The sequence below is a fragment of the Streptomyces humicola genome (assembly GCF_024436035.1).
Classification (GTDB): Bacteria; Actinomycetota; Actinomycetes; order Streptomycetales; family Streptomycetaceae; genus Streptantibioticus_B; species Streptantibioticus_B humicola.
In genome coordinates, this window is sequence record NZ_JANFNG010000015.1 from 1 (window position 1) to 24,762 (window position 24,762).

At 69.4% G+C, this 24,762-nt stretch carries 23 protein-coding genes; 20 read left to right on the forward strand and 3 right to left on the reverse strand.

From position 1 onward, the window contains the following. Positions 1–216: 216 nt before the first annotated feature. Together NGB36_RS19135 and NGB36_RS19140 are read left to right on the forward strand one after the other, a co-directional pair. The gene (locus NGB36_RS19135) at positions 217–912 is read left to right on the forward strand and encodes an HAD family hydrolase (RefSeq protein WP_255921557.1); all 696 of its coding nucleotides are present in this window, start codon (positions 217–219) and stop codon (positions 910–912) included. Positions 913–1,359: 447 nt separating this feature from the next. Then, positions 1,360–2,970 (forward strand): ABC transporter substrate-binding protein, encoded by a 1,611-nt coding sequence (locus NGB36_RS19140; RefSeq protein WP_255921558.1) that lies wholly within the window; start codon positions 1,360–1,362, stop codon positions 2,968–2,970. Between the two features lie 30 nt (positions 2,971–3,000). On the opposite strand, the gene NGB36_RS19145 is transcribed toward NGB36_RS19140, so the two are convergent. Both NGB36_RS19145 and NGB36_RS19150 read right to left on the reverse strand, forming a co-directional pair. Next, positions 3,001–3,672: a response regulator gene (locus tag NGB36_RS19145; protein WP_255921559.1), complete on the reverse strand. Its 672-nt coding sequence runs from the start codon at positions 3,670–3,672 to the stop codon at positions 3,001–3,003. 51 nt (positions 3,673–3,723) lie between these two features. Continuing rightward, on the reverse strand, positions 3,724–4,659 hold the full coding sequence (locus NGB36_RS19150) for a RecB family exonuclease (protein WP_255921560.1): 936 nt from the start codon (positions 4,657–4,659) through the stop codon (positions 3,724–3,726). Positions 4,660–4,735: 76 nt separating this feature from the next. Between NGB36_RS19150 and NGB36_RS19155 the strand changes: the two genes are divergently transcribed. The 3 genes from NGB36_RS19155 to NGB36_RS19165 all read left to right on the forward strand — a co-directional run bounded on the left by NGB36_RS19155 (position 4,736) and on the right by NGB36_RS19165 (position 7,701). Further along, complete coding sequence (locus NGB36_RS19155) at positions 4,736–5,974, forward strand: site-2 protease family protein (protein WP_255921561.1); 1,239 nt, start codon at positions 4,736–4,738, stop codon at positions 5,972–5,974. A gap of 20 nt (positions 5,975–5,994) precedes the next feature. Further along, positions 5,995–6,930 carry a tRNA (adenine-N1)-methyltransferase gene (locus tag NGB36_RS19160; RefSeq protein ID WP_255921562.1) on the forward strand — a complete coding sequence of 312 codons (936 nt, stop codon included), beginning with the start codon at positions 5,995–5,997 and terminating at the stop codon, positions 6,928–6,930. Positions 6,931–7,125: 195 nt separating this feature from the next. Then, positions 7,126–7,701, forward strand: coding sequence for a hypothetical protein (locus tag NGB36_RS19165; RefSeq protein ID WP_255921563.1), 576 nt, complete (start codon positions 7,126–7,128; stop codon positions 7,699–7,701). Between the two features lie 13 nt (positions 7,702–7,714). On the opposite strand, the gene NGB36_RS19170 is transcribed toward NGB36_RS19165, so the two are convergent. Further along, positions 7,715–8,005, reverse strand: a complete 291-nt coding sequence (locus NGB36_RS19170) for a ferredoxin (RefSeq protein ID WP_372509476.1) — start codon at positions 8,003–8,005, stop codon at positions 7,715–7,717. 249 nt (positions 8,006–8,254) lie between these two features. On the opposite strand from NGB36_RS19170, the gene arc reads away from it, so the two are divergent. The 15 genes from arc to NGB36_RS19245 all read left to right on the forward strand — a co-directional run bounded on the left by arc (position 8,255) and on the right by NGB36_RS19245 (position 24,760). Then, complete coding sequence (arc, locus tag NGB36_RS19175) at positions 8,255–10,021, forward strand: proteasome ATPase (protein WP_255921565.1); 1,767 nt, start codon at positions 8,255–8,257, stop codon at positions 10,019–10,021. A 244-nt stretch (positions 10,022–10,265) separates the two neighbouring features. Next, on the forward strand, positions 10,266–11,777 hold the full coding sequence (gene dop / locus NGB36_RS19180; RefSeq protein WP_372509477.1) for a depupylase/deamidase Dop: 1,512 nt from the start codon (positions 10,266–10,268) through the stop codon (positions 11,775–11,777). A gap of 141 nt (positions 11,778–11,918) precedes the next feature. After that, positions 11,919–12,134, forward strand: a complete 216-nt coding sequence (locus NGB36_RS19185) for a ubiquitin-like protein Pup (protein WP_255921566.1) — start codon at positions 11,919–11,921, stop codon at positions 12,132–12,134. A 153-nt stretch (positions 12,135–12,287) separates the two neighbouring features. Then, a complete protein-coding gene (gene prcB, locus NGB36_RS19190; RefSeq protein WP_255921567.1) occupies positions 12,288–13,133 on the forward strand; it encodes a proteasome subunit beta in 846 nt (281 codons plus the stop codon). Between the two features lie 45 nt (positions 13,134–13,178). Then, positions 13,179–13,937 carry a proteasome subunit alpha gene (gene prcA, locus NGB36_RS19195; protein ID WP_255921568.1) on the forward strand — a complete coding sequence of 253 codons (759 nt, stop codon included), beginning with the start codon at positions 13,179–13,181 and terminating at the stop codon, positions 13,935–13,937. A 29-nt stretch (positions 13,938–13,966) separates the two neighbouring features. Further along, complete coding sequence (locus NGB36_RS19200; RefSeq protein WP_255921569.1) at positions 13,967–15,229, forward strand: MFS transporter; 1,263 nt, start codon at positions 13,967–13,969, stop codon at positions 15,227–15,229. A gap of 9 nt (positions 15,230–15,238) precedes the next feature. Further along, positions 15,239–16,600, forward strand: a complete 1,362-nt coding sequence (pafA, locus tag NGB36_RS19205; protein WP_255921570.1) for a Pup--protein ligase — start codon at positions 15,239–15,241, stop codon at positions 16,598–16,600. Between the two features lie 149 nt (positions 16,601–16,749). Then, the gene (locus NGB36_RS19210; RefSeq protein ID WP_255921571.1) at positions 16,750–17,679 is read left to right on the forward strand and encodes an FKBP-type peptidyl-prolyl cis-trans isomerase; all 930 of its coding nucleotides are present in this window, start codon (positions 16,750–16,752) and stop codon (positions 17,677–17,679) included. Between the two features lie 40 nt (positions 17,680–17,719). Beyond that, positions 17,720–18,091 carry an FKBP-type peptidyl-prolyl cis-trans isomerase gene (locus tag NGB36_RS19215; RefSeq protein ID WP_255921572.1) on the forward strand — a complete coding sequence of 124 codons (372 nt, stop codon included), beginning with the start codon at positions 17,720–17,722 and terminating at the stop codon, positions 18,089–18,091. Between the two features lie 162 nt (positions 18,092–18,253). Beyond that, positions 18,254–19,240 (forward strand): helix-turn-helix transcriptional regulator, encoded by a 987-nt coding sequence (locus NGB36_RS19220; protein ID WP_255921573.1) that lies wholly within the window; start codon positions 18,254–18,256, stop codon positions 19,238–19,240. 15 nt (positions 19,241–19,255) lie between these two features. Next, positions 19,256–20,257, forward strand: a complete 1,002-nt coding sequence (locus tag NGB36_RS19225) for a helix-turn-helix transcriptional regulator (protein ID WP_255921574.1) — start codon at positions 19,256–19,258, stop codon at positions 20,255–20,257. A gap of 11 nt (positions 20,258–20,268) precedes the next feature. Further along, a complete protein-coding gene (locus NGB36_RS19230) occupies positions 20,269–20,490 on the forward strand; it encodes a hypothetical protein (protein WP_255921688.1) in 222 nt (73 codons plus the stop codon). A gap of 60 nt (positions 20,491–20,550) precedes the next feature. After that, positions 20,551–20,754, forward strand: coding sequence for a hypothetical protein (locus NGB36_RS19235; RefSeq protein ID WP_255921575.1), 204 nt, complete (start codon positions 20,551–20,553; stop codon positions 20,752–20,754). A gap of 134 nt (positions 20,755–20,888) precedes the next feature. Continuing rightward, complete coding sequence (tatC, locus tag NGB36_RS19240; protein WP_255921576.1) at positions 20,889–21,824, forward strand: twin-arginine translocase subunit TatC; 936 nt, start codon at positions 20,889–20,891, stop codon at positions 21,822–21,824. A gap of 92 nt (positions 21,825–21,916) precedes the next feature. Continuing rightward, on the forward strand, positions 21,917–24,760 hold the full coding sequence (locus NGB36_RS19245) for a DEAD/DEAH box helicase (RefSeq protein WP_255921577.1): 2,844 nt from the start codon (positions 21,917–21,919) through the stop codon (positions 24,758–24,760). The last annotated feature ends 2 nt before the right edge of the window (positions 24,761–24,762 follow it).

Below are 24,762 nucleotides of genomic sequence, written 5' to 3' on the forward strand. Positions count from 1 at the left end.
CGAACAATCCACCGACGCCATCGTCATCCACCACCCCGAAGCCACATACTTCAACGCGCGATGACATGAGGTAACAGGCTGACCACGGTACGGCGGGCGTCACGCGCGCCAGATCTGTAACAGTCGTACACTGGACGATCCGGTAGAGGCCGGTCGCCCGCCGTGAAGCATGGCGTGCGACCGGCCTCTCCGCCCCCCTACGGAGGTGCAACCCGGATGACCAGCAGCATTCCCGCCGTCCAGTCATGGCAGGCCGATGGCCCGGCCCTGCAGGCCGTGCTCCTCGACATGGACGGCACTCTGGTGGACACCGAGGGATTCTGGTGGAAGGCCGAATCGGAGGTCTTCGCCGAGCTCGGACACGTCCTCGACGAAGAGCACCGGCACGTGGTGGTCGGCGGTCCGATGTCCCGGAGCGTCTCCCATCTGATCTCCGTCACCGGAGTGGACCTCACCCTCACCGAGCTGTCGGTGCTCATCAACGCGCGCTTCGTCGACCTCATCGGGCGCGGAGTCCCGTTGATGCCGGGCGCACGCAGGCTGCTCGCCGAGCTCGCCGCCCACGAGGTGCCCACCGCGCTGGTCTCGGCCTCGCACCGGCAGATCATCGACACCGTGCTGCGCTCGCTGGGGGCGGAGTACTTCGCGCTCTCAATCGCCGGTGACGAGGTGCGGCGGACCAAGCCGCATCCCGATCCCTACCTCTTGGCCGCCGCGGGTCTGGGCGCCGATCCGGCGCGCTGCGTGGTCGTCGAGGACACCTTGACCGGAGTCACCTCCGCCGAAGCGGCCGGTTGCCGGGTGCTCGCGGTTCCTTCCCTCGTACCCATCGGGCGAGCCCCGGGACGCAGTGTGGTGCCGTCCCTGGAGCACGTGGATCTCGCGTATCTGCGGGCGCTGGTCGCGACGTGACGGGCGCGTGGAAGGCGCACCGGATGTCCTCAATCGTCACCACGACCGCCATCACTTGCTAGGTGTGATGTTTATCACTCGCCCCCCGGTCGACAGTCGAACATGTGTCTGCTCCTGACTCCGGTGACGGTACGTGAGTGGCGTCATTGTGTCCTGATTGGTCACACCGGGCGGAGAACGTTCCGGCGTCCGGATATCGAGACAGTCGATGCCGTTATCGCGGCGTGATGCCGCCTCAACTTCCCCGTGTTCTCGTGGGTTCGAGCGTTCCCACTAATGTCCTTGCTGGTCAATGCAGCCGCGTGCGCGGGGGCGCGAGGCGGCACACCAACCACCGGCGGCAGGACTGCAGTTGCCGGTAGGGATGATGTACGGGGGGGCGGGCGGCGCCGGCGTAGCGCCATCCGCAGCTGGAACCGCCGACGCCGATGAGGGAGACCAACGAGGATGAATCGCAAGCTACTGGTGCTGCCGGCCATGGTGGGGCTCATTGCTCCCGCTCTGGCGGGATGCGGTGGTTCGAACGGCGGCAGCGGTGGCAGCGGCAATGCCATCGTCGTGGGCACGACCGACCAGATACAGACGAGCCCGGGTGACGGCGCTCCGCTCGACCCGGCTGCCGCGTACACCATCGACGAATGGGACGTGCTGCGCAACACCTTCCAGACGTTGCTGAGCATGCCGCCCACCGGCACCGACCCGGTTCCGGACGCCGCTTCGTCCTGCTCGTTCACCGACGCGGCCGGCCAGAACTACCGCTGCACCATGCGCAGCGGCCTGGAGTTCTCCAACGGCGATCCGCTCACCGCGACCGACGTGAAGTTCTCCATCGACCGGTCGCTGCACATCCAGGACCCCAACGGTCCGTCCTCGCTGCTCGACAACATCGCCTCCGTGCAGACGCCGGACGACTCGACCGTCGTCTTCCATCTCAAGACGCCGGACGCCACCTTCCCCTTGAAGCTCGCCACGCCGGCCGCGGCCATCGTCGACAGCAAGGTCTACTCGGCGGACAAGGTCCGTGACGGCTACCAGATCACCGGCTCCGGCCCGTACACGCTGGACTCGCTCACCCCCGGCGACAAGGCGGTCTTCTCCAAGAACCCGCACTACAAGGGCGCGTACACGCTCAACAACAGCAAGATCGAGCTGCGGTTCTTCAAGAGCTCCGAGGCGATGCAGTCGGCGCTGCAGGCCGGGACCATCGACGTGATGAACCGGACGATGACCCCGGCCCAGATCGCGGCTCTCCAGACCAGCACCGCCAAGTCGCAGAGCCAGAACATCCAGCTGACCCAGGCGCCTGGCACCGAGATCCGCTACCTGGTGTTCAACACCAACGACCCGTCGGTGAAGAACGTGGCCGTGCGCAAGGCCGTGGCCCAGCTCGTCGACCGCGAGGCGCTGGTCCGGGACGTGTACGCGCGCACCGCGCAGCCGCTGTACTCGATGGTCCCGCAGGGCATCACCGGGCACACCAACTCGTTCTTCAACCTCTACGGCGACCCGAACCCCGCCGCGGCCCGCTCCACGCTCCAGAAGGCCGGCATCTCCACGCCGGTGCCGCTCACGCTCAGCTACACCACCGATCACTACGGAAGCGTGACCGCGCAGGAGTTCGCCGAGCTGAAGCAGCAGCTCGAAGCGAGCGGCCTGTTCACCGTGACGCTGCAGGGCGTGCCGTGGCAGCAGTTCCGGCCCGATGAGCAGAAGGGCAAGTACGCCGTCTACGGGATGGGCTGGTTCCCCGACTTCCCTGACCCGGACAACTACATCGCCCCGTTCTTCGGCAAGAACAACTTCCTCGGCAGCCCGTACAACAACAGCGACATCGAGAACAACCTGATCCCGCGCACCCGCCAGCAGGCGGAGCGCAGCTCGACGGTGGGCAGCTTCCAGCAGGCCCAGGACGAGATCGCGCAGGACGTGCCGTTCCTGCCGCTGTGGCAGGGACAGCAGTACCTGGCGGCCAGGTCCGACATCACCGGCACCGAGTGGGCGCTCAACGCCTCCTCCGAGCTGCAGTACTGGGAGCTCGGGCGCGGCGTGACGAGCTGACCCCGCTCATCCGGGGAGCCCTGGGACGGCTCAGGCCGTCCCGGGGCGGACCAGGCCGCTCTCGTATGCGTACACCGCGGCCTGCACCCGGTCGCGCAGGCCGAGCTTGGTCAGGACGTGCCCCACGTGCGTCTTGACCGTGGTCTCGCTGACGAATAGCTCGGCCGCGATCTCCGCGTTCGACAGGCCGCGCGCCACCAGTTTGAGCACCTCGACCTCACGCTCCGTCAGCGTGTGCAACGCCTGCGGCACTGGCTCGTCACCCGACGGCAGCTTGCCCGCGTACTTGTCGAGGAGCCGCCGGGTGATGCTCGGCGCCAGCATGGCTTCTCCCGCCGCGACGACCCGGATCGCCTGCACGAGCTCGGCGGCTGGGGCGTCCTTGAGCAGAAAACCGCTGGCGCCCGCGCGCAGCGCCTCCACCACGTACTCGTCCAGGTCGAAGGTGGTCAGCACCAGCACCTTCGCCGGGCCGTCGCGGCCCGGTCCGGTGATCTGGCGGGTGGCCTCCACCCCGTCCATCCGCGGCATGCGGATGTCCATGAGCACCACGTCGGGCTGGAGCGCCCGCACCTGTTCGAGCGCCTGCACACCGTCTCCGGCCTCGCCGACGACGGCCAGGTCGTGCTCCGCCTCCAGGATCATCCGGAACCCGGTGCGCAGCAGCGGCTGGTCGTCTACCAGCAGGACGCGGATAGCCACGTGATCTCCTCCACCTCGGCCAGGTCGGATCGGCCGATCCCCCATTCTTCCCTAGCGCGCCTGGTCCACCGGCACCGCCCGCGGGGCGGGAACGGGCAGCGGGTACACCGGGGGAGTGCCGCCGAACTCGGGACAGAACTGCTGATGGTCGCACCAGTCACAGAGCCTGCCCGGCCGCGGCCGCCAGTCGCCGGTCTCGGTGGCGCGGCGGATCGCGTCCCACAGAGCGAGCAGCTTGCGCTCCGTGGAGCGCAGATCGTGCTCACCGGGGTCGTAGGTCACCACGTCGCCGCTGCCGAGGTAGACCAGTTGCAGCCGCCGTGGCACGGTGCCGCGCAGCCGCCACAGCACGAGCGCGTAGAACTTCATCTGGAACAGCGCCTCCGCAGCGAACTCGGGCCTCGGCGCCTTGCCCGTCTTGTAGTCCACCACGCGCAGCTCGCCCGTCGGAGCCACATCCAGCCGGTCCACGTAGCCGCGCAGCACCAGCCCGGAATCCAGCGTCGTCTCCACGTACAGCTCGCGCTCCGCGGGTTCGAGACGTGTCGGGTCCTCCAGCGAGAACCACCGCTCCACCAGCGCCTCGGCGCCCTGCAGCCACTGCGCGAGCCGCTCGCCCGCCGTCTGCTCCCCGCCGTCACCGCCGCTTGCGCTGTCCCCGTGGTCCGGGAACAGCTCGGCGAGCTCGGGCCGGGCCGCAAGCAGCCTCTCCCACTCCGGGGTGACCAGCGAGCGCGCCAGGGCTGCCGTGCGCTCGCCCGCCGGTACGTCGAAGAGTCTTTCGAGCACCGAGTGCACGACCGTGCCGCGGGTGGCGGCGGGGCTCGGCTTCTCCGGCAGCTTGTCGATGACCCGGAACCGGTAGAGCAGGGGGCACTGCATGAAGTCGCTCGCACGGGAGGGCGACAGCGAGGACGGAGGCCTGGCGGCGGGGGGCCGGGACGCGGCGGGTTCTGAGGGTTCGGCGGGTTCGGTCGTGGTGCCCATGGCAGCAGACCCTACGGCCTGCCACTGACACCCTACGAACCGTCGTTACCATCGACGTCGGACGCCCACGCACTGCATGATCGGTCCGGTGGGTTCATCGAACGATGGGGACAGCGTGAACAGAGGCGGGCAGCCGCAGTCCGGCAAACCCGAGCGTGAGGCGGGCGGCGGCATCCTGATGGGCCGGCCGTTCGGCGTCCCGGTCTACGTGGCCCCCAGCTGGTTCCTCGTCGCCGCCCTGATCACCTGGGTGTTCGGGGGCCAGCTCGACCATGTGCTGCCCGGTCTCGGTGCCGCACGCTACCTGGTCTCGCTCTTCTTCGCAGTGGCCTTCTACGCCTCCGTGCTCGTCCACGAACTCGCCCACACCGTCGCGGCGCTCCGCTTCAAGCTGCCCGTGCGCCGCATCCAGCTGCAGTTCTTCGGTGGGGTCTCCGAGATCGAGCGGGAAACGGAAAGCCCCGGGCGGGAATTCGTCCTCGCCTTCGTCGGCCCGCTGCTCTCCCTCTTCCTCTCCGGCGTCTTCTACCTCGGCATGCGAGGTGTCTCGCCCGGCACCGTGCCGGGCGTCCTGCTCGCCGGGCTGATGATCAGCAATCTGATCGTCGCCGTCTTCAACCTCCTGCCCGGCCTGCCGCTCGACGGCGGCCGGATGCTGCGCGCCGTGGTGTGGAAGATCAGCGGCAAGCCCATGACGGGCACCATCGCGGCGGCCTGGACCGGCCGGGCGCTCGCCGTCGCCGTCCTGATCGGCCTGCCGATGCTCTCCTACACCGGGGCGATCAGCGACACCGCGGCGAGCAGCGGAGCCGACTCGCTCACCGACGCCCTGCTCGCGGCGATTCTCGCCGCCATCATCTGGACCGGCGCGGGAAGCAGCCTGCGCATGGCCCGCCTCCGCGAACGCCTCCCCGAGCTGCGGGCCCGCACCCTGACCCGCCGGGCCGTGCCCGTCACCCCGGACACCCCGCTCGCCGAGGCGCTGCGACGTGCGAACGAGGCGGGCGCACGGGCGCTGGTGGTCGTCGACTCCCGCGGCAACGCCACCGGCCTGGTCCGGGAGGCCGCGATCGTCACCGTCCCCGAGCACCGCCGCCCGTGGGTCGCCGTCAGCGGGCTCACCCAGGACCTGCGGCCCGGCATGCGCGTCTCGGCGGAGCTGGCGGGCGAGGAGCTACTGGAGAGCCTGCGATCCAGCCCGGCGACCGAGTATCTCGTCGTGGAGCCCACCGGCGAGATCTACGGAGTGCTCGCGACCTCCGACGTCGAGCGGGCCTTCCTCCAGGCCATGGGGACGGCGCCGACGGGCCGCTGACCTCCGATACCCTGGAGCACATGTCCGAACCGACCGGTGCAGCCCGCCGTCGCGGGCCCTTCCAGGTCGGGGACCAGGTCCAGCTCACCGACCCCAAGGGACGCCACCACACCTTCACGCTCGAAGCCGGGAAGAGTTTCCACACCCACAAGGGTTCCTTCCCGCACGACGAGCTGATCGGCGCTCCCGAGGGCACTGTTGTGCGTACCACCGGGAACATCGCCTATCTCGCGTTGCGCCCGCTGCTCCCCGACTACGTCCTGTCCATGCCGCGCGGCGCCGCCGTGGTCTACCCCAAGGACGCGGGGCAGATCCTGGCCATGGCTGACATCTTCCCCGGCGCGCGTGTCGTCGAGGCAGGCGTCGGCTCCGGATCGCTCAGCTGCTTCCTGCTGCGCGCCATCGGCGACCAGGGCATGCTCCACTCGTACGAGCGACGGGCGGACTTCGCGGAGATCGCCGCGCAGAACGTGCGCCGCTACTTCGGCGCGGAGCACCCCGCCTGGCAGCTGACCGTCGGCGACCTGCAGGACCACCTCTGCGACACCGACGTCGACCGTGTCATCCTCGACATGCTCGCGCCCTGGGAGTGCCTCGACGCGGTCTCCAAGGCGCTCGTCCCCGGCGGCATGCTCTGCGCGTACGTCGCCACCACCACCCAGCTCGCCCGCACCGTCGAGGCGATCCGGGAGCACGGCACCTTCAACGAGCCGTCCGCCTGGGAAACGATGGTGCGCACCTGGCACGTCGAAGGCCTCGCGGTGCGGCCCGACCACCGCATGATCGGGCACACCGGCTTCCTGCTCACCGCCCGCCGCCTCGCGGACGGCGTCGAGCCGCCGCTGCGGCGGCGTCGGCCGTCTAAGGGCGCGTACGGGGAGGACTACGCAGGGTGGGGTGGCGAGAAGGACACCGCTCCTGGGAGTGGCAGCGGCGGGACGCCCCCAGCGGGCTGAGAATCGCCTCATCAACTCATCGGCGCCGCCGCCGGTTCCGTCACGGGAACCGGCGGCGGCGCCTCGTCGTCCCCACAGACGCGGCGCCTCACACGACCCGCGCCCCCGGCTGTTCCGGAGCCCTGTGACGTATGGCACCATGCTGGCCACCGATCACGCTCCACAGCACCCGCTCGAGCCCCAGGAGACAGCCGCGTGCAGCTTTCGGCAGGTCCGGACCTCCCCCACGCACGAAGCCGAGCCGGACACTGGCTCGCGACCGCCGCAGCGCTCGCCGCAGCCATCGGGGCGGGCACCTTCGTCCCGCACTCCGATGCCTCCGCCACCGCGACCGTCACCGAATCCTCCGGTGACGTGACACAGGGTGCGCCCGACCCGGCCGACGCCCGCTTCCCGCTGCACTGCGGGGGCGTGCCGGTGGACGTGGTCAGCCAGGCCTCCGCAGACCTCGACGGAGACGGCCGCCTCGACACCGTGGCAGTGGTCCGCTGCGACTCCCCGACGGGGACGCCGCCCAGCGGAATGTACGTCCTGTCACCTCCAGCCACCCCCGCGTCGCGGCCGCGCATCACTGGAACCCTGCTCGACCCTGGCAAGGGGCTCAGTGTGAAGGGGCTCGAGATAGACGGCCGCACCGTCGCGGCGACGCTGCTCGGTTATTCCTCGGATTCCGTGCCGCGCTGCTGTCCGGACCTGTCGCGCGGCTTCACCTGGAGCTGGCGCGATGGCCGATTTCTTACGCTGCCGGATCCCGGCGCGGGAAGTGTGTGAAAGGTGACCCGAATCACTCGGTACCGGGGCCGTACACCTCGGTGCCGTCGGACACGCGGCGTACATGGATGCACTCGCCCGGGCACTCCTTGGCCGAGTCCGCCACCTCGCTGATCAGCGGCAGCGGCACCGGCACGGTTGCCCCGGCCTCGGTCCGCAACTGGTCGTCATCGCCCTTCACGTAGGCGAGCCCGTCGATGTCCAGCTCGAATACCTCGGGTGCGTACTGCGCGCAGATGCCGTCACCGGTGCACAGATCCTGGTCGATCCAGACTTCAAGTGCTTCTCCGGCCGCCTCGCTCACGGACACCTCGCCTGCCGTTCGTCGTTCGCGTACCCCGGGAAGAGACCGTCCCTGACGGGTGTTGACCGAACCGACGATACAACCGGTCGCTTTCCGATGTTGTTGGGTGGGTATCTCCCTGGCGTGGGGACGTGCGCAAGGGTGAAGATCGGACACACCCCGACCGGGTTTGTGATCTAGGGGTTTCAACCCGCACCGGCCCAGGTAGGGTCTGAAAGCGTCCAGCTCCCCTTGGAGGAGGTGAGGACCGTGGCAGCCCACGACGACGACATGAACCGTGGCAACCGGCCCGCACGGGGTTCGGAGGACCCCGCGAGCCAGGTGGCCTTTCTCGAGCAGGAGATCGCCGTCCTGCGACGCAAGCTCGCCGACTCTCCGCGTCACACGAGGATTCTCGAAGAGCGGATCGTCGAGCTGCAGACCAATCTGGCCGGCGTGTCCGCACAGAACGAACGACTCGCCAATACGCTCCGTGAGGCGCGCGACCAGATCGTGGCCCTCAAGGAGGAGGTCGACCGGCTGGCTCAGCCGCCCGCCGGGTTCGGCGTCTTCCTGCAGGCCAACGAGGACGGGACGGCGGACATCTTCACCGGCGGCCGCAAGCTGCGGGTGAACGTCAGCCCCACCGTGGAGCTGGATGAACTCCGGCGCGGCCAGGAGCTGATGCTCAACGAGGCGCTCAATGTGGTCCAGGCCATGAGATACGAGAGCGTCGGCGACATCGTCACCCTTAAGGAAGTCCTTGAGGACGGCGAGCGCGCCCTGGTGATAGGGCACACCGACGAGGAGCGGGTGGTGCGGCTCGCCGAGCCGCTGCTGGACATCACCCTGCGCGCCGGCGACGCCCTCCTGCTCGAACCGAGGTCCGGCTATGTCTACGAGGTCGTTCCCAAGAGCGAGGTCGAGGAGCTCGTCCTCGAAGAGGTGCCCGACATCGACTACGACAAGATCGGCGGGCTCGGCAACCAGATCGAGCTCATCCGTGATGCGGTCGAACTCCCTTACCTCTACCCGGACCTGTTCCGCGAGCACCAACTGCGGCCGCCCAAGGGCGTGCTGCTGTACGGCCCGCCCGGCTGCGGCAAGACGCTCATCGCCAAGGCGGTGGCCAACTCCCTTGCCAAGAAGGTCGCCGAGGTCACCGGCCAGCCCGCGGGCAAGAGCTACTTCCTCAATATCAAGGGCCCCGAACTGCTGAACAAGTACGTCGGCGAGACCGAGCGCCACATCCGCCTGGTCTTCCAGCGGGCCCGGGAGAAGGCGAGCGAGGGCACGCCCGTCATCGTCTTCTTCGACGAGATGGAGTCGCTCTTCCGCACCCGTGGCTCCGGCGTCAGCTCGGACGTGGAGAACACCATCGTCCCGCAGCTGCTCGCCGAGATCGACGGTGTGGAGGGCCTGGAGAACGTCATCGTCATCGGCGCCTCGAACCGCGAGGACATGATCGACCCGGCGATCCTGCGCCCCGGCCGCCTCGATGTGAAGATCAAGATCGAGCGTCCGGACGCGGAGGCCGCCAAGGACATCTTCTCCAAGTACCTGATCCCCACCCTGCCGCTGCACGCCGACGACCTGCAGGAGCACGGCGGATCCTCCGAGGCCGCGGTCGGCGCGATGATCCAGTCCGTGGTCGAGCGGATGTACGCGGAATCCGAGGAGAACCGCTTCCTGGAGGTCACGTACGCCAACGGGGACAAGGAAGTCCTGTACTTCAAGGACTTCAATTCGGGTGCCATGATCCAGAACATTGTGGACCGGGCGAAGAAGATGGCCATCAAGGACTTCCTCGACCACAATCAGAAGGGCCTTCGTGTCTCCCACCTGCTCGCCGCCTGCGTGGACGAGTTCAAGGAGAACGAGGACCTGCCCAACACAACCAACCCGGACGACTGGGCCCGGATCTCCGGAAAGAAGGGCGAGCGGATCGTCTTCATCCGCACGCTCGTCACCGGAAAGCAGGGCGCCGACACCGGCCGTTCGATCGACACCGTGGCCAACACGGGGCAGTACCTGTAAGACGCCATCCGGCTGCGGGTACCGGGCCACCGGTATCCGCAGCCGGACGCTTTTCGCCGGGTCCCGGCCGAAGCCGAGGAATGACTGTAATGATCTCCCCACTGCCGCGCTCGCGTTCTAGGCTCTTCGGTACCGCCCCACGCAGTGCGGCGACCCCGCTTCGGACCGTCGCACCCGGGCCGGAAGTGCACTGGCACTGGAGCGCCGACCCCAGCGCGGGGCGGAGCCGGGCAAGGAGGGCCGCATGACCGTACGGCGCGTGATGGGGGTCGAGACGGAGTACGGGATCTCCGTCCCCGGCCACCCGAACGCCAATGCCATGCTCACCTCGTCCCAGGTGGTCAACGCCTATGCGGCGGCGATGCACCGGGCGCGCCGCGCCCGCTGGGACTTCGAGGAGGAGAACCCGCTGCGGGACGCCCGCGGCTTCGACCTCGCCCGCGAGACGGCGGACGCCAGCCAGCTCACCGATGAGGACATCGGTCTGGCCAATGTGATCCTCACCAACGGCGCCCGCCTCTACGTGGACCACGCCCATCCGGAGTACAGCGCCCCCGAGGTGACCAATCCGCGGGACGCGGTGCTGTGGGACAAGGCGGGGGAGCGGATCATGGCGGAGGCCGCCGAGCGCGCCGCCCAGCTGCCCGGTGCACAGCCCATCCACCTGTACAAGAACAACACCGACAACAAGGGCGCCTCCTACGGCACCCACGAGAACTACCTGATGAAGCGGGAGACGGCGTTCTCGGACATCGTCCGACACCTCACCCCCTTCTTCGTCTCCCGGCAGGTGGTCACCGGCGCAGGCCGGGTCGGCATCGGCCAGGACGGCGGCGAGCACGGCTTCCAGATCAGCCAGCGCGCCGACTACTTCGAGGTCGAGGTCGGCCTGGAGACGACGCTGAAGCGGCCGATCATCAACACCCGGGACGAGCCGCACGCCGACGCGGAGAAGTACCGCCGGCTGCACGTGATCATCGGCGATGCCAATCTCTCCGAGATCTCCACCTACCTCAAGCTGGGCACCACCTCGCTCGTGCTGTCCATGATCGAGGACGGCTTCATCGCCGTGGATCTCGCGGTCGACCAGCCGGTCCGCACGCTGCACCAGGTCTCACACGACCCCACACTGCGACGGCTGATCACGCTGCGTAATGGCCGCACGCTGACCGCGGTGCAGCTGCAGATGGAGTACTTCGAGCTGGCCCGCAAGTACGTCGAGGACCGCTACGGCACGGACGCCGACGAGCAGACCAAGGATGTCCTCACCCGCTGGGAGGACGTGCTGGGACGCCTGGAGACCGATCCGATGAGCCTCGCGGGCGAGCTGGACTGGGTGGCGAAGCTCGAGCTCATGGAGGGCTACCGCAGGCGCGACGGCATCGGCTGGGACTCGGCCCGCCTCCACCTCGTCGACCTGCAGTACGCCGACGTACGCCCCGACAAGGGCCTGTACAACCGCCTGGCGGCCCGTGGACGCATGAAGCGGCTCCTGGACGAGAACGACGTCTCACAGGCCCGTATCAAGCCTCCTGAGGACACCAGGGCCTACTTCCGGGGCCGCTGCCTCGAGCAGTACGCCGACGACGTGGCCGCGGCCTCGTGGGACTCGGTCATCTTCGACCTGCCCGGCCGTGACTCTCTGCAACGCGTCCCCACGCTGGAGCCGCTGCGCGGCACCCGCAACCATGTCAAGGAGCTGCTCGACCGCTGCCGTACCGCGGAGGATCTTGTCAGGGTCCTGTCCGGGGGCTGAAACGGCCGCGGAACGGGAACCATCGAGGTAGCTCCCGGACGTTGGGGAAGAACAGGCCGGATGTCAGACCCTGCGTATAGGGTCTGATCTTGTAGGGGTCTGCAGGACACGGCGACACGGCAACCGAGCGGGGTGAGGGACATGGCTACCAAGGACACCGGCGGGCAGCAACGACAGACGCGCACCACCGAGGAGATCGAGGAGACCGCCCCGGAGGCGCAGGCCTCCGAGGACCTCAAGGAACGCCACGAGAAGCTCTCGGACGACGTGGACTCCGTCCTGGACGAGATCGACGACGTCCTGGAAGAGAACGCCGAGGACTTCGTTCGGTCGTTTGTGCAAAAGGGCGGCGAGTAGGCCGCTTCGTCCCCGTCCCGTGTCCGAGCACAGGTCTCGGACACGGGACGGATGACTGGCACGGCCGGGGGTAAGGTCCGTGCAGTGATCGAGGACCGGCAGCCGTCCGGGGGGATGCCCGGGCCGGTCCGCCGCCATCGTGGGAGGAAACGCGTGGGAGCCAACATCAGCAGCACCGGGCGTCTGCCGGCTGCCTTCCTGACGCCGGGATCGTCGTCGTTCATGGACTTCCTCGGCGAGCACTCTCCCGAACTGCTCCCGGGCAACAGGACCCTCCCGCCGGTCCAGGGGGCGGTGGAGATCCCGCACGGGACGACGATCGTCGCCGCCGCCTTCCCCGGCGGCGTCGTGCTCGCCGGTGACCGCCGGGCGACGATGGGCAACATCATCGCGCAGCGCGACATCGAGAAGGTCTTCCCGGCCGACGAGTACTCGGCGGTCGGCATCGCGGGCACGGCCGGTCTCGCCGTGGAGATGGTCAAGCTCTTCCAACTCGAGCTCGAACACTATGAGAAGATCGAGGGCGACGTGCTGTCCCTCGAAGGCAAGGCCAACCGGCTGTCGACGATGATCCGCAGCAATCTCGGCATGGCGCTGCAGGGCCTCGCCGTCGTCCCGCTCTTCGCCGGGTACGACCTCGACCGCGAAAAGGGCCGCATCTTCAGCTACGACGTCACCGGCGGCCGCTCCGAGGAGCACGGATTCGCGGCGACGGGATCGGGCTCGGTCTTCGCCCGCGGCGCACTCAAGAAGCTCTACCGCGACGATCTGACGGAGCAGCAGACCACCACGCTGGTCGTCCAGGCGCTGTACGACGCCGCCGACGACGACTCGGCGACCGGCGGCCCGGACATGGCCCGCCGCATCTACCCGATCGTCACGGTCATCACGGACGAGGGCTTCCGCAGGCTCACCGAGGCCGAGTCGTCCGAGATCGCCCGTGCCGTCCACGAGCGCCGCCTCGAACAGCCGGACGGCCCGCGGGCCGCGATCCTCTAGCAGCCAGCAGGGCCACGTAAACCGACAGAAAGGGACGGATAGCCGGTGTCGACGCCGTTCTACGTCTCACCCCAGCAGGCCATGGCGGACCGCGCCGAGTACGCCCGCAAGGGCATCGCGCGCGGCCGCAGCGTCGTCGTACTGCAGTACACCGACGGCATCGTGTTCGTCGCCGAGAACCCGTCCCGCGCCCTGCACAAGGTCAGCGAGATCTACGACCGCATCGCCTTCGCCGCGGTCGGCAAGTACAACGAGTTCGAGAACCTGCGGATCGGCGGGGTCCGCTACGCCGACCTGCGCGGCTACACCTACGACCGCGACGACGTCACGGCCCGGGGCCTGGCCAACGTCTACGCACAGACCCTCGGCACGATCTTCTCCAGCGTGGGGGAGAAGCCCTACGAGGTGGAACTGATCGTCGCCGAGGTCGGCGAGAGGCCCGAGGACGATCAGATCTACCGCCTGCCGCACGACGGCTCGATCGTCGACGAGCACGGCGCAGTCGCGGTCGGCGGGAACTCCGACCAGATCGGCAGCTACCTCGACCAGCGGCACCGCGACGGCATGTCGCTCGGCGAAGCGCTCAAGCTCGCCGTGGAGTCGCTCGGCCGTGACAACAACGGCGGAGAACGGCAGCTCACCGCCGAGCAGTTGGAGGTCGCCGTACTCGACCGCACCCGTCCGCAGCAGCGCAAGTTCCGGCGCATCCTCGGCCGCCAGCTCACCCGGCTCCTCGAGCCCGGGGCCGGAACGGAGGGTGAAGCGGGGGAGACGTCGAGCGCCGAGGACGCCGAGGAGGAGTAGCCCGGGACTGACGCGGAGAAAGGGCAGGGATGGCTGCGGGGTACCTGGAACTGCTGCGCGCACGGCACGCCGTGCGCCTGCTCACCGGCACCCTGATCGGACGGCTGCCCAACGCCACGGCGGCTCTGGCCATCGTGCTGTTCACGCGCGCGCACGGCGGCGACTACACCCTCGCGGGAGCGCTGTCGGCCGTCTACGGCCTGGGCACGGCCGTGGGGCAGCCGCTGCTCGGCCGCCTGGTCGACAGGCGCGGCCAGCCGCGCGTGATGCTCCCCGGCGCCCTGGTCTCGTGCGCGGCGATGGCGGCCTTCGCCGCCACCGGACCGCGTCCGCTCGTACTCGCCTGCGCCGAGATGGCCGTCGCCGGTCTCGCCACCCCGCCGCTCGAAGGCGGTTTGCGTGCCCTGTGGCCCAGCGTGGTCGGCCGCGAGGAGCAGGTCCACGCCGCGTACGCGCTGGACGCCGCCGCGCAGGAGGTGATGTTCGCGGCCGGACCGCTGCTCGTCACGCTCCTCATCGCGGCCGCCTCGACCGGTGCCGCCGTGCTCGTTCTCTCGCTCATCGGCGTGGCCGGCACGCTGCTCGTCGTCACCGCCGGTCCTTCGCGGCGCTGGCGGGCCGAGCCGCGTGAGGCGCACTGGCTCGGGCCGCTGCGCTCACCCGGACTCCTCGCTCTGCTGGGCACCTTCTTCTTCGTCGGTGTCGCTCTGGGCTCGATCGCGGTGGCAGCGGTGGCGTACGCGGACGCCCATGGCGGTGGCATGGTCTCCAGCTATCTGCTCTCCGCGCTCGGCGCGGGGGCGCTGGTCGGCGGGGTGGCCTACGGCGTACGGCACTGGGCGGGCCCGCCGGAGCGGCGGCTGCGGGTCCTGGTGGTGCTGCTCGCGGCCGCCTACGTGCCGCTGGTGACCGTGCCCGGCGTGGCGCTGATGACGGCGCTGGCGGGGCTCTCCGGGCTCTTCCTTGCGCCGGTCCTGGCGTGCGCCTTCGTTGTCGTGGACCGTCATGCGCCGTCGGGGACGGTCACCGAGGCGTTCTCGTGGATCGTGACCGCGTTCGGCGTCGGCGCGTCGGCGGGCACCGCGATTGCGGGCCCGGCGGCCCAATACGGCGGCGCACCGGCCGGATTCGGGGTGGCAGCCGCGGGGGGTGTCGTCGCCCTGCTGGTATTGCTGGGCAGCGGCAGGTTCCTCCGGGTTTCAAACACCCGCGAGTTGCATCGTCACGATGTGAAGAAAACTGATCGAATCGGCACCGTCGAACCCGGTTTCAGCAGCAGTCATCAGGCGTAATGTTCAGTCATGGACCGCCGCATTTTCGGATTGGAGAACGAGTACGGCGTCACCTGCACGTTCCGGGGACAGCGACGCCTGTCGCCGGACGAGGTGGCGCGGTACCTCTTCCGCCGTGTCGTGTCATGGGGTCGCAGCAGCAATGTCTTCCTCAAGAACGGCGCCCGCCTCTACCTCGACGTGGGTTCGCACCCGGAGTACGCCACCCCGGAGTGCGACAATGTGACCGAACTGGTCACCCATGACAAGGCCGGTGAACGCATCCTGGAAGGCCTGCTCGTCGACGCCGAACGCAGGCTGCACGAGGAGGGGATCGCGGGCGACGTCTATCTGTTCAAGAACAACACCGATTCGGCGGGGAACTCCTACGGGTGCCACGAGAATTACCTGGTGGCCCGGCACGGCGAGTTCTCGCGTCTTGCGGACATCCTCATTCCGTTCCTCGTCACCCGCCAACTGCTCTGCGGAGCGGGCAAGGTGCTGCAGACCCCGCGCGGTGCGGTGTACTGCGTCAGCCAGCGGGCCGAGCACATCTGGGAGGGTGTCAGTTCCGCGACGACCCGCTCCCGGCCCATCATCAACACCCGCGACGAGCCGCACGCGGACGCCGAGCGCTACCGCAGGCTGCACGTCATCGTCGGCGACTCCAACATGTCCGAGACGACCATGCTGCTCAAGGTCGGTGCCACCGACCTCGTGCTGCGCATGATCGAGGCCGGCACGGTGATGCGCGACCTGACCCTGGAGAACCCGATCCGGGCGATCCGCGAGGTCAGCCACGACATCACCGGCCGCAGGAAGGTCCGGCTCGCCAGCGGCCGGGAGGCATCCGCCCTGGACATCCAGGAGGAGTACTACTCCAAGGCAGTCGACTTCTGCGAGCGCCGCGGCATCCGCACCGGCGTCGTCGACCAGGTGCTCGACCTGTGGGGACGGTCCTTGGAGGCGATCGGGTCCGGCGACCTCGGCCTGATCGACAAGGAGATCGACTGGGTGATGAAGTACCAGCTCATCGAGCAGTACCGCAACCGGAACAACATCACCATGTCGCACCCGAGGATCGCGCAGATAGACCTCGCCTACCACGACATCCATCGCCGTCGTGGGCTGTACTACCTGCTGGAGCGGCGCGGGCAGGCCAAGCGGGTCTGCAACGACCTGCGCATCTTCGAGGCGAAGTCGGTGCCGCCGCAGACCACCCGGGCGCGGCTGCGCGGCGATTTCATCCGCCGGGCGCAGGAGCAGCGCCGCGACTTCACCGTCGACTGGGTGCACCTGAAGCTCAACGACCAGGCGCAGCGCACCGTGCTGTGCAAAGACCCCTTCCGGTCCGTCGACGACCGGGTGGAGAAGCTCATCGCCGGAATGTGACCGCCCGCAGGCGCTCACCGAGAGCGTCAACGGCGGCAACGGCGTCAACGGCGTGACGCGGGCCTCGTGCGTTCCTCGTACGGGGCCTTGCGTACGCCGTAGAGTGGCCCGCGTTCACTCCGCAAGACCACCGATGAGCTGAGGCAAAGTTGCGTCGTGTCGCCGCTGCCCTCGTCGTCCCGCTGTTGCTGCTCACTGCAGCGTGCGGCGACGGCAAGGGCTCTTCCGCATCCTCCACCCCGCTTCCCGCTGTCACCGCCGGGGCCAAATTCGGAGAGAAACCGACCGTGGCGAAGGGCTCGGGCAATCCCCCGGGCAATCTCGTCGTCAACACCCTGAGCCGGGGCAACGGCCCCACGGTGCACAAGGACGACTTCGTCTCGGTGAACTACCTGGGGCAGCTGTGGAACTCCGACCAGCCGTTCGACAACAGCTATGACCGTGGCCAGCCGCTCGGCATCCAGGTCGGCGCGGGGCAGGTGATCAAGGGCTGGGACCAGGCGCTCGTGGGACAGAAGGTGGGAAGCCGGATCGAGATGTCGATCCCGCCGGACCTGGGCTACGGTGCCCAGGGACAGCCGCCGACCATCCCGGCCAACTCCACGCTGGTCTTCGTCGTGGACATCCTCAAGAGCACCTCGGGCTCGGGCACCGCCAAGGGTGCCGTGCAGCCGCAGAACGACGCGAGCCTGCCCAAGGTCGGCACCAACACCGACGGCAAGGCTCCGAGCATCGACGTGCCCAAGACCTCGGCGCCCAAGAGCCTGGTGGCGAACTACGTCATCGAGGGCAACGGCCCGGCGGTCAAGAGCTCGGACACGGTGATCGTCCAGTACAAGGGCGTGCTGTGGGACGGCGGCAAGCAGTTCGACAGCAGCTACGACCGGGGCCAGCCCGCCTCCTTCGCGCTCAACCAGGTGGTCAAGGGCTGGGCCGAGGGCCTGACCGGCAAGAAGGTGGGCAGCCGGGTGCTGATCGTGATCCCGCCGGACCTGGGCTACGGCTCCCAGGGCAACCCGCCGACCATCCCGGCCAACGCCACGCTGGTCTTCTCGGTCGACATCATCGGGACTCTGTAAGACTGTTCACGTTGCACATGACGCACGAGGGAGCTTTTTCGTGAACATCGACAAGCCCGAGATCGACTTCCCGGGCGGCGAACCGCCGGCCGACCTGGAGATCAAGGACATCTGGGAGGGCGACGGGCCCGAGGCGAAGGCGGGGGACACCGTCTCCGTCCACTACGTGGGTGTCTCCTTCAGCACGGGTGAGGAGTTCGACGCGAGCTGGAACCGGGGCAAGCCGCTCCAGTTCCAGCTGGGCGTCGGCCAGGTCATCTCCGGCTGGGACAAGGGCGTCCAGGGGATGAAGGTCGGCGGGCGCCGTCAGCTGACCATTCCGCCGCACCTCGCCTACGGCGACCGCGGTGCGGGCAACGTGATCAAGCCGGGCGAGACCTTGATCTTTGTCTGCGACCTGGTCTCCGTCTGATCGACCCGATCGTTCCGCGTCGGATTCTGGCCATTCGTGGCCGATCCGCTTCGGCCGGTGGCCCTTGCCCGTTGGCAAGGGCCACCGGCTTTTGCGCTCCGTCCCGTCAGCGGTACGGTCTCGATCGAGAGCTTCATAGACGGGAAGGACGAGGGTGCGTCGATGGCGATCGCCAAGGCCGAACGCCTGATGAACCTGGCGCTGTGCCTGATGAACACCCACCGCCCGCTCACCAAGCGCGAGCTGCGCGCCTCCATCGAGGCGTACCGGGAGGTGACCTCCGAGGACGCCTTCAACCGGATGTTCGAGCGCGACAAGGACGACCTGCGCGAGCTCGGGCTCGTCATCGAGACGGTCGACGCTCTGGACGGCGAGACCGGCTACGTCGCGCGCCGTGACCGCAACCGGCTGCCCGAGATCGCCCTCGACGCCGAGGAGGCCGCGGCGCTGGCGCTCGCGGCCAAGGTCTGGCAGCAGGCGCGGCTCGCCGGCGCCGCCAGCGGAGCGTTGCAGAAGCTCCGGGCCGCGGGCGTGCCGTTCGACGACAGCACCGCCGACCCGGCCGAAGGCCATGGAGGGTCGCCCCAGGGAGTAGGTGGAGTGATCGAGCCGCGCATCCCTGCGCACGAGCCGGCCTTCGAGCCGCTGATGCTCGCCGCCCGCGACCGCAGGCCCGTCTCTTTCGACTACCGCAAGGCCAACGCGATACGCCCCGAGCCCCGCCACGTGGAGCCGTGGGCGCTCGAGTGCTGGCGCGGCCACTGGTACCTCGCCGGATGGGATCGGGACCGGCAGGCCGGCCGCGTCTTCCGGCTGAGCCGTATCACCAGCCGGATCCGCTCCCGCGGCGGCTCCTACACCGTCGAGGTGCCCGACCACGTGGACGTACGGCAGACGGTGGAGCGCTGGGCCGGTGAGGGCGCCACCGCCACCGCCCGGATCCGGCTGCGGCGCGGCGCCGGCTACCCGCTGCGCGCCAGGGCCGTCGAGACCGTCCCGGTCGACGCCGAGTGGGACGATCTGGAGATCCCGTACGGGCACGGACTCGATGCCTGGCTGGTGGAGTTCGGCCCAGACGTGATCGTGATGGAGCCCGCCGAGCTGCGCGCCGAGGTTGTCGACCGCCTGCGCGCCGTGGCCAAGGGCTGAGGGGGAGAACCGGGCATGTCGAACGCCATCGACCAGACCCGCCGGATGCTGTCCCTGGTGACGTATCTTCGCGAGCGCCCGGGCGCCCGCGTCAGCGACGTCGCCCGCGCCTTCGGGGTGAGCGAGGCCGAGCTGATCGGCGACCTCAATGTGCTGCCGATGTGCGGCACCAGCTTCCGCGGCGGCGACCTGCTCGACATCGACACCGACGGCGAGCGCATCTGGTGGCACAACGCGGGCGGGAACGCCGACGTCGCCCAGCCGCTGCGGCTCGCCGCGGACGAGGCGACCGCACTGCTGGTGGCGGCACGGGCCGTCGCCACCCTCCCCGGTCTGCGGGAGAGCGACCGGCAGGCGCTGCTGCGCGCCTGCGCCAAGCTGGAGGCCGCGGCGGGCGAGGCGGCCGGGGCCAGTGCACGCCTCTCCGTCACCTTCGAGTCCGAGGGCAGCGTCTTCGCCGACGTCGACCGGGCCATCGCCGAACGGCGCCGGCTGTGGATCCGCTACTACTCCCCGTCGCGCGACGAGCTCACCGAGCGCGAGGTGGACCCCATCCGGCTGTTCGCGGTGGGCCACACCTACTTCGAGGCGTGGTGCCGCCTCTCCGAGGACCGGAGGATGTTCCGCCTCGACCGGGTAGCCGAGATCAAACTGCTCGACGAGGCTTCCGACCCGCCGCCGATCGAGCCCCGCGACCTGTCGGCCGGCCTCGTCCAGCCGGCGGGGGACGACCCCGAGGTCGTCGTCGAGGTGGGTCCCGGCGGCCGGTGGGTGGCCGAGTACTACCCGTATGACAGCGCGGAGGAGCAGCCCGACGGTGGCCTGCGCATCACCTTGCGCACCCCCGACCCGGGCTCGCTGCGCCGCCTCGCGCTCCGGCTCGGGCGCGACGGCCGGATCGTCTCGCCGCGCGCCCTGGCCGACAGCGCCCGGCAGGCCGCGGTACAGGCGCTCACGGCCTACGACGAGGCCCACGACGCGCACGACGCCCATGACGGGCACGAAGGGGAGGACTGAGGGTGAAGGCGATGCAGAGCGTGGTCTTCAAGGCCGCGTGCCCCGACTGCCGGGGACGGTTCGAGCTGGCGGCCGCCGCCCTGCGGCTGGCCATCGGCCGCACCGCCAGGACCACGTTCTACTACTTCACCTGCCCCGACTGCGGCTCCTGCGTCCGCAAACCGGCCGGTGAACGCATCGTCCAGCTGCTCACCGGCGGGGGCGTGCGGACCATGCGGCTGCACGTGGGGTGAGCCCAGGGCGAGCGTGGGGCGAGATCCCACCCGGCGTCGGCGACCCACTAGGCTCACGCCATGCTCTGGCTCTACGTGTGCACCGCCCTGGCGTTCTGCGGCATCGCCGTGCTCGGGGTCCTCGGCATCCGCGTCTACGTGGAGGCGGAACGCCTGGCGCGCCAGGTGGGCGACAGCTCGCGGCGGATCGCCTCGGCCGCCGACGAGTTCCAGCGCAGCGCGGAGCCGCTCGCCGCACGCGCCGGGGAGATCACTCGCAGCTGATCGCGGCCTCGAATCCAGGCGCCGCCCAGGGGTAGGCTTACCGCCGTACATCACCCCCTGTGTAGCCTGACATCAGCCGACTCCGTCGGCGGGCTCAAGCCGACGACGGCTGCCGCACGAGATAGGGACGTGGGTTGCTCAAGTCCGCCCGCAAGCAGAAAGACCCCGAGGGGCGGATGCCGCTCGCGGACCACCTCCGTGAACTGCGCAACCGCCTGATCAAGTCGCTGCTCGCGATCGGCGTGGTGTGCACCTTCGCGGTCATCTACCACAACGAGCTCGCGGACTTCCTCACCCACCCGCTGCTGAAGTCGGTGGGCTGCGTCAACGGCTTCGGCCAGGTCGCCAAGCATGGTGAGCACTGCGCGAACCTCACCATCTCAGGGCTGATCGGACCGTTCTCGATTGCTCTGAAGGTCGGCCTGATGGCGGGCATCGTGGTGGCCTCCCCGATCTGGCTCTACCAGCTGTGGGCCTTCCTCGCCCCGGGCCTGCACAAGCATGAGAAGAAGTACGCGCTGAGCTTCGTCGGCGCCGGCGTCCCCCTCTTCGTCATCGGCGCCTGGTTCGCGTACTCGATCATCCCGACGGCTGCGCAAGCCCTGCTCAGCCTCACCCCCTCGCACGTCAGCAACCTGGTGGACCTCTCCGGGTACCTCGATCTGCTGGTGCGCATGGTGCTCGTCTTCGGCTTCTCCTTCGAGCTGCCCCTGCTGCTGGTGCTGCTCAACTACGGCGGCGTGGTGAGCGGCAAGCGGATGCTCGGCTGGTGGCGCTGGAGCGTCATGGGCATCGTCGTCTTCTCCGCCATCGCCGTGCCCAGCCCCGATCCGCTGTCGATGCTCACGCTGGCCGCGCCGATCTGCGGGCTGTACTTCATCGCCGTCGGCATCTCCCTGGTGCACGACAAGCGCAAGGCACGGCGCGCCGACGACGGCCTCAGCCCCGACGAGGCCTCCGACCTCGACCTGACGCCCGAGGCGCTCCCCGACGTCGAGCGGGTCTCCGCGCCCGCCCTGCCCGAGCGGCCGAGCAACCTCGACGACGGCGGTTACGACGACGCCACCTGAGCCACCCGCCCGTGGGGCGTGTGACGCTGTGCTTGCCGTAACCGAAATGATCAAGCGGGCTGTCAGAGGCGGCCGGTAGGCTCGTAGGCACAATGACCGACCAGATCTCACCAGCCGAGCGCTACGCGGCCGCCCGGCGTCGCGCGACCGAGCAGGCCACGCCTCTCGGCTCCTTCCGTGAGCTGTACGACTTCCCGCTCGACCCGTTCCAGGTCGAGGCGTGTGAGGCCCTGGCCGCGGGCAAGGGCGTCCTCGTCGCCGCCCCGACCGGCTCGGGCAAGACCGTCGTCGGGGAGTTCGCCGTCCACCTCGGCCTGGCCGAGGGGCGCAAGTGCTTCTACACCACGCCGATCAAGGCGCTGTCGAACCAGAAGTACGCCGATCTCGTCAAGCGCTACGGGCCCGAGAGGGTCGGTCTGCTCACGGGTGACAACAGCGTCAACGGCGATGCGCCGATCGTGGTCATGACCACCGAGGTGCTCCGCAACATGCTGTACGCGGGCTCCCAGGCGCTGGCCGGCCTCGGGTACGTCGTGATGGACGAGGTGCACTACCTGTCCGACCGCTTCCGCGGAGCCGTGTGGGAGGAGGTCATCATCCACCTCCCCGACTCCGTCACCCTCGTCTCGCTCTCCGCCACAGTCTCCAACGCCGAGGAGTTCGGCGACTGGCTCGACACCGTCCGCGGCGACACCGCCGTGATCGTCACCGAGCACCGGCCGGTCCCGCTGTGGCAGCACGTGCTGGCCGGCCGCCGGATGTACGACCTGTTCGAGGAGAAGGACGGCAGCCGGCCGGGCCGGCCGAACGACGACGGCCGCATCGAGGTCAACCCCGACCTGATGCGCCTCGCCCGGATGGAGAACAGCCGCCCGGTCAACCCGCGCGACCGGCGTCGCCGCGGCTACGAGGCGGACCGCGAACGCGAACGCCGCCGGCGTGCCAGGATCTTCACCCCGAGCCGCCCCGAGGTCATCGAGCGGCTCGACTCCGAAGGCCTCCTGCCGGCCATCACCTTCATCTTCAGCCGCGCCGGGTGCGAGGCCGCCGTCCAGCAGTGCCTGTACGCCGGATTGCGGCTCAACGACGACGAGGCGCGCGCCCGCGTCCGGGCGGTCGTCGAGGAGCGCACCGCTCCCATCCCCAGGGAGGACCTCAACGTCCTCGGCTACTACGAGTGGCTGGAGGGGCTGGAGCGGGGCATCGCCGCGCACCACGCCGGCATGCTGCCCACCTTCAAGGAAGTCGTCGAGGAGCTGTTCGTCCGGGGTTTGGTGAAGGCGGTCTTCGCCACCGAGACGCTGGCGCTGGGCATCAACATGCCGGCCCGCTCCGTCGTCCTGGAGAAGCTCGTCAAGTGGAACGGCGAGACGCACGCCGACATCACGCCGGGTGAGTACACCCAGCTGACCGGGCGCGCGGGCCGCCGTGGCATCGACGTCGAGGGCCACGCCGTGGTGCTGTGGCAGCGCGCCCTCGACCCCGCCGCGCTCGCCGGTCTCGCGGGCACCCGCACCTATCCGCTGCGCTCGTCCTTCAAACCGTCCTACAACATGGCGGTCAACCTGGTCGGCCAGTTCGGGCGGCATCGCTCGCGCGAACTGCTGGAGACCTCCTTCGCCCAGTTCCAGGCCGACAAGTCGGTCGTCGGCATCTCCCGCCAGGTGCAGCGCAACGAGGAGGGCCTCGCAGGCTACGAGGAGGGCATGACCTGCCATCTCGGTGATTTCGCCGAGTACGGGCGGTTGCGCAGGGAGTTGAAGGACCGGGAGACCGAACTCGCCCGGCAGGGCGCGGCGTTGCGGCGCGCCGCGGCCGCCGAGGCGCTGGAGAAGCTCAAGCCGGGGGACATCATTCATGTGCCTGCCGGCAAGTACGCAGGGCTCGCTCTCGTCCTCGACCCGGGGATGCCCGCAGGACGCAGCCCCGGGCGCCAGCACCACCGCCATCCGGCCGCCGAGTACAACGACGGGCCGCGCCCGCTTGTCCTGACCGCCGAACGGCAGGTCAAGCGGCTGGCGCAGGCCGACTTCCCGGTGCCTGTCGAGGCGTTGGACCGGATGCGGATCCCCAAGTCCTTCAACGCCCGCAGCCCGCAGTCGTGCCGCGACCTGGCCTCCGCGATGCGCTCCAAGGCCGGGCATCTGGAGCCCGGGCGGCACCGCAGGCAGCGCTCGACCGCCGCCGACGACGCCGAGATCGCCCGGCTGCGCACGGCAATCCGCGCCCATCCCTGCCACGGGTGCGACGAGCGCGAGGACCATGCCCGCTGGGCCGAGCGCTACTACCGGCTGCGCCGCGACACCCAGCAGCTGGAGCGGCGCATAGAAGGCCGCACCAACACCATCGCCCGCACCTTCGACCGGATCTATGCCCTGCTCACCGAGCTCGGCTACCTGGAGGGCGACAAGGTCACGGCGGACGGGCGGCGGCTGTCCCGGCTCTACGGCGAACTCGACCTGCTGGCGAGCGAATGCCTGCGTGACGGGGTCTGGGAGGGTCTGGGAGCGGCCGAACTCGCCGCCTGCGCCTCGGCCTTGGTGTACGAGGCGCGGGCCGCCGACGACGCTCTCCCGCCGAAGCTGCCGGGCGGCAACGCCAAGCACGCGCTCGGCGAGATGGTGCGCATATGGGGCCGGTTGGACGCCCTGGAGGAAGCGCACAAGATCAACCAGACCGAGGGGGTGGGCCAGCGCGAGCCCGACCTCGGCTTCGCCTGGTGCGCGTACCAGTGGGCCTCGGGCCACAGCCTCGATTCCGTGCTGCGCGAGTCGGACATGCCCGCAGGCGACTTCGTCCGCTGGACCAAGCAGTTGATCGACGTACTCGGCCAGATAGCGGAGGCCGCCTCGGAGGGGAGCACGGTACGCCGTACCGCCCGCAAGGCGGTCGACGGTCTGCTGCGCGGTGTGGTGGCCTACTCCTCCGTCGGCTGAGG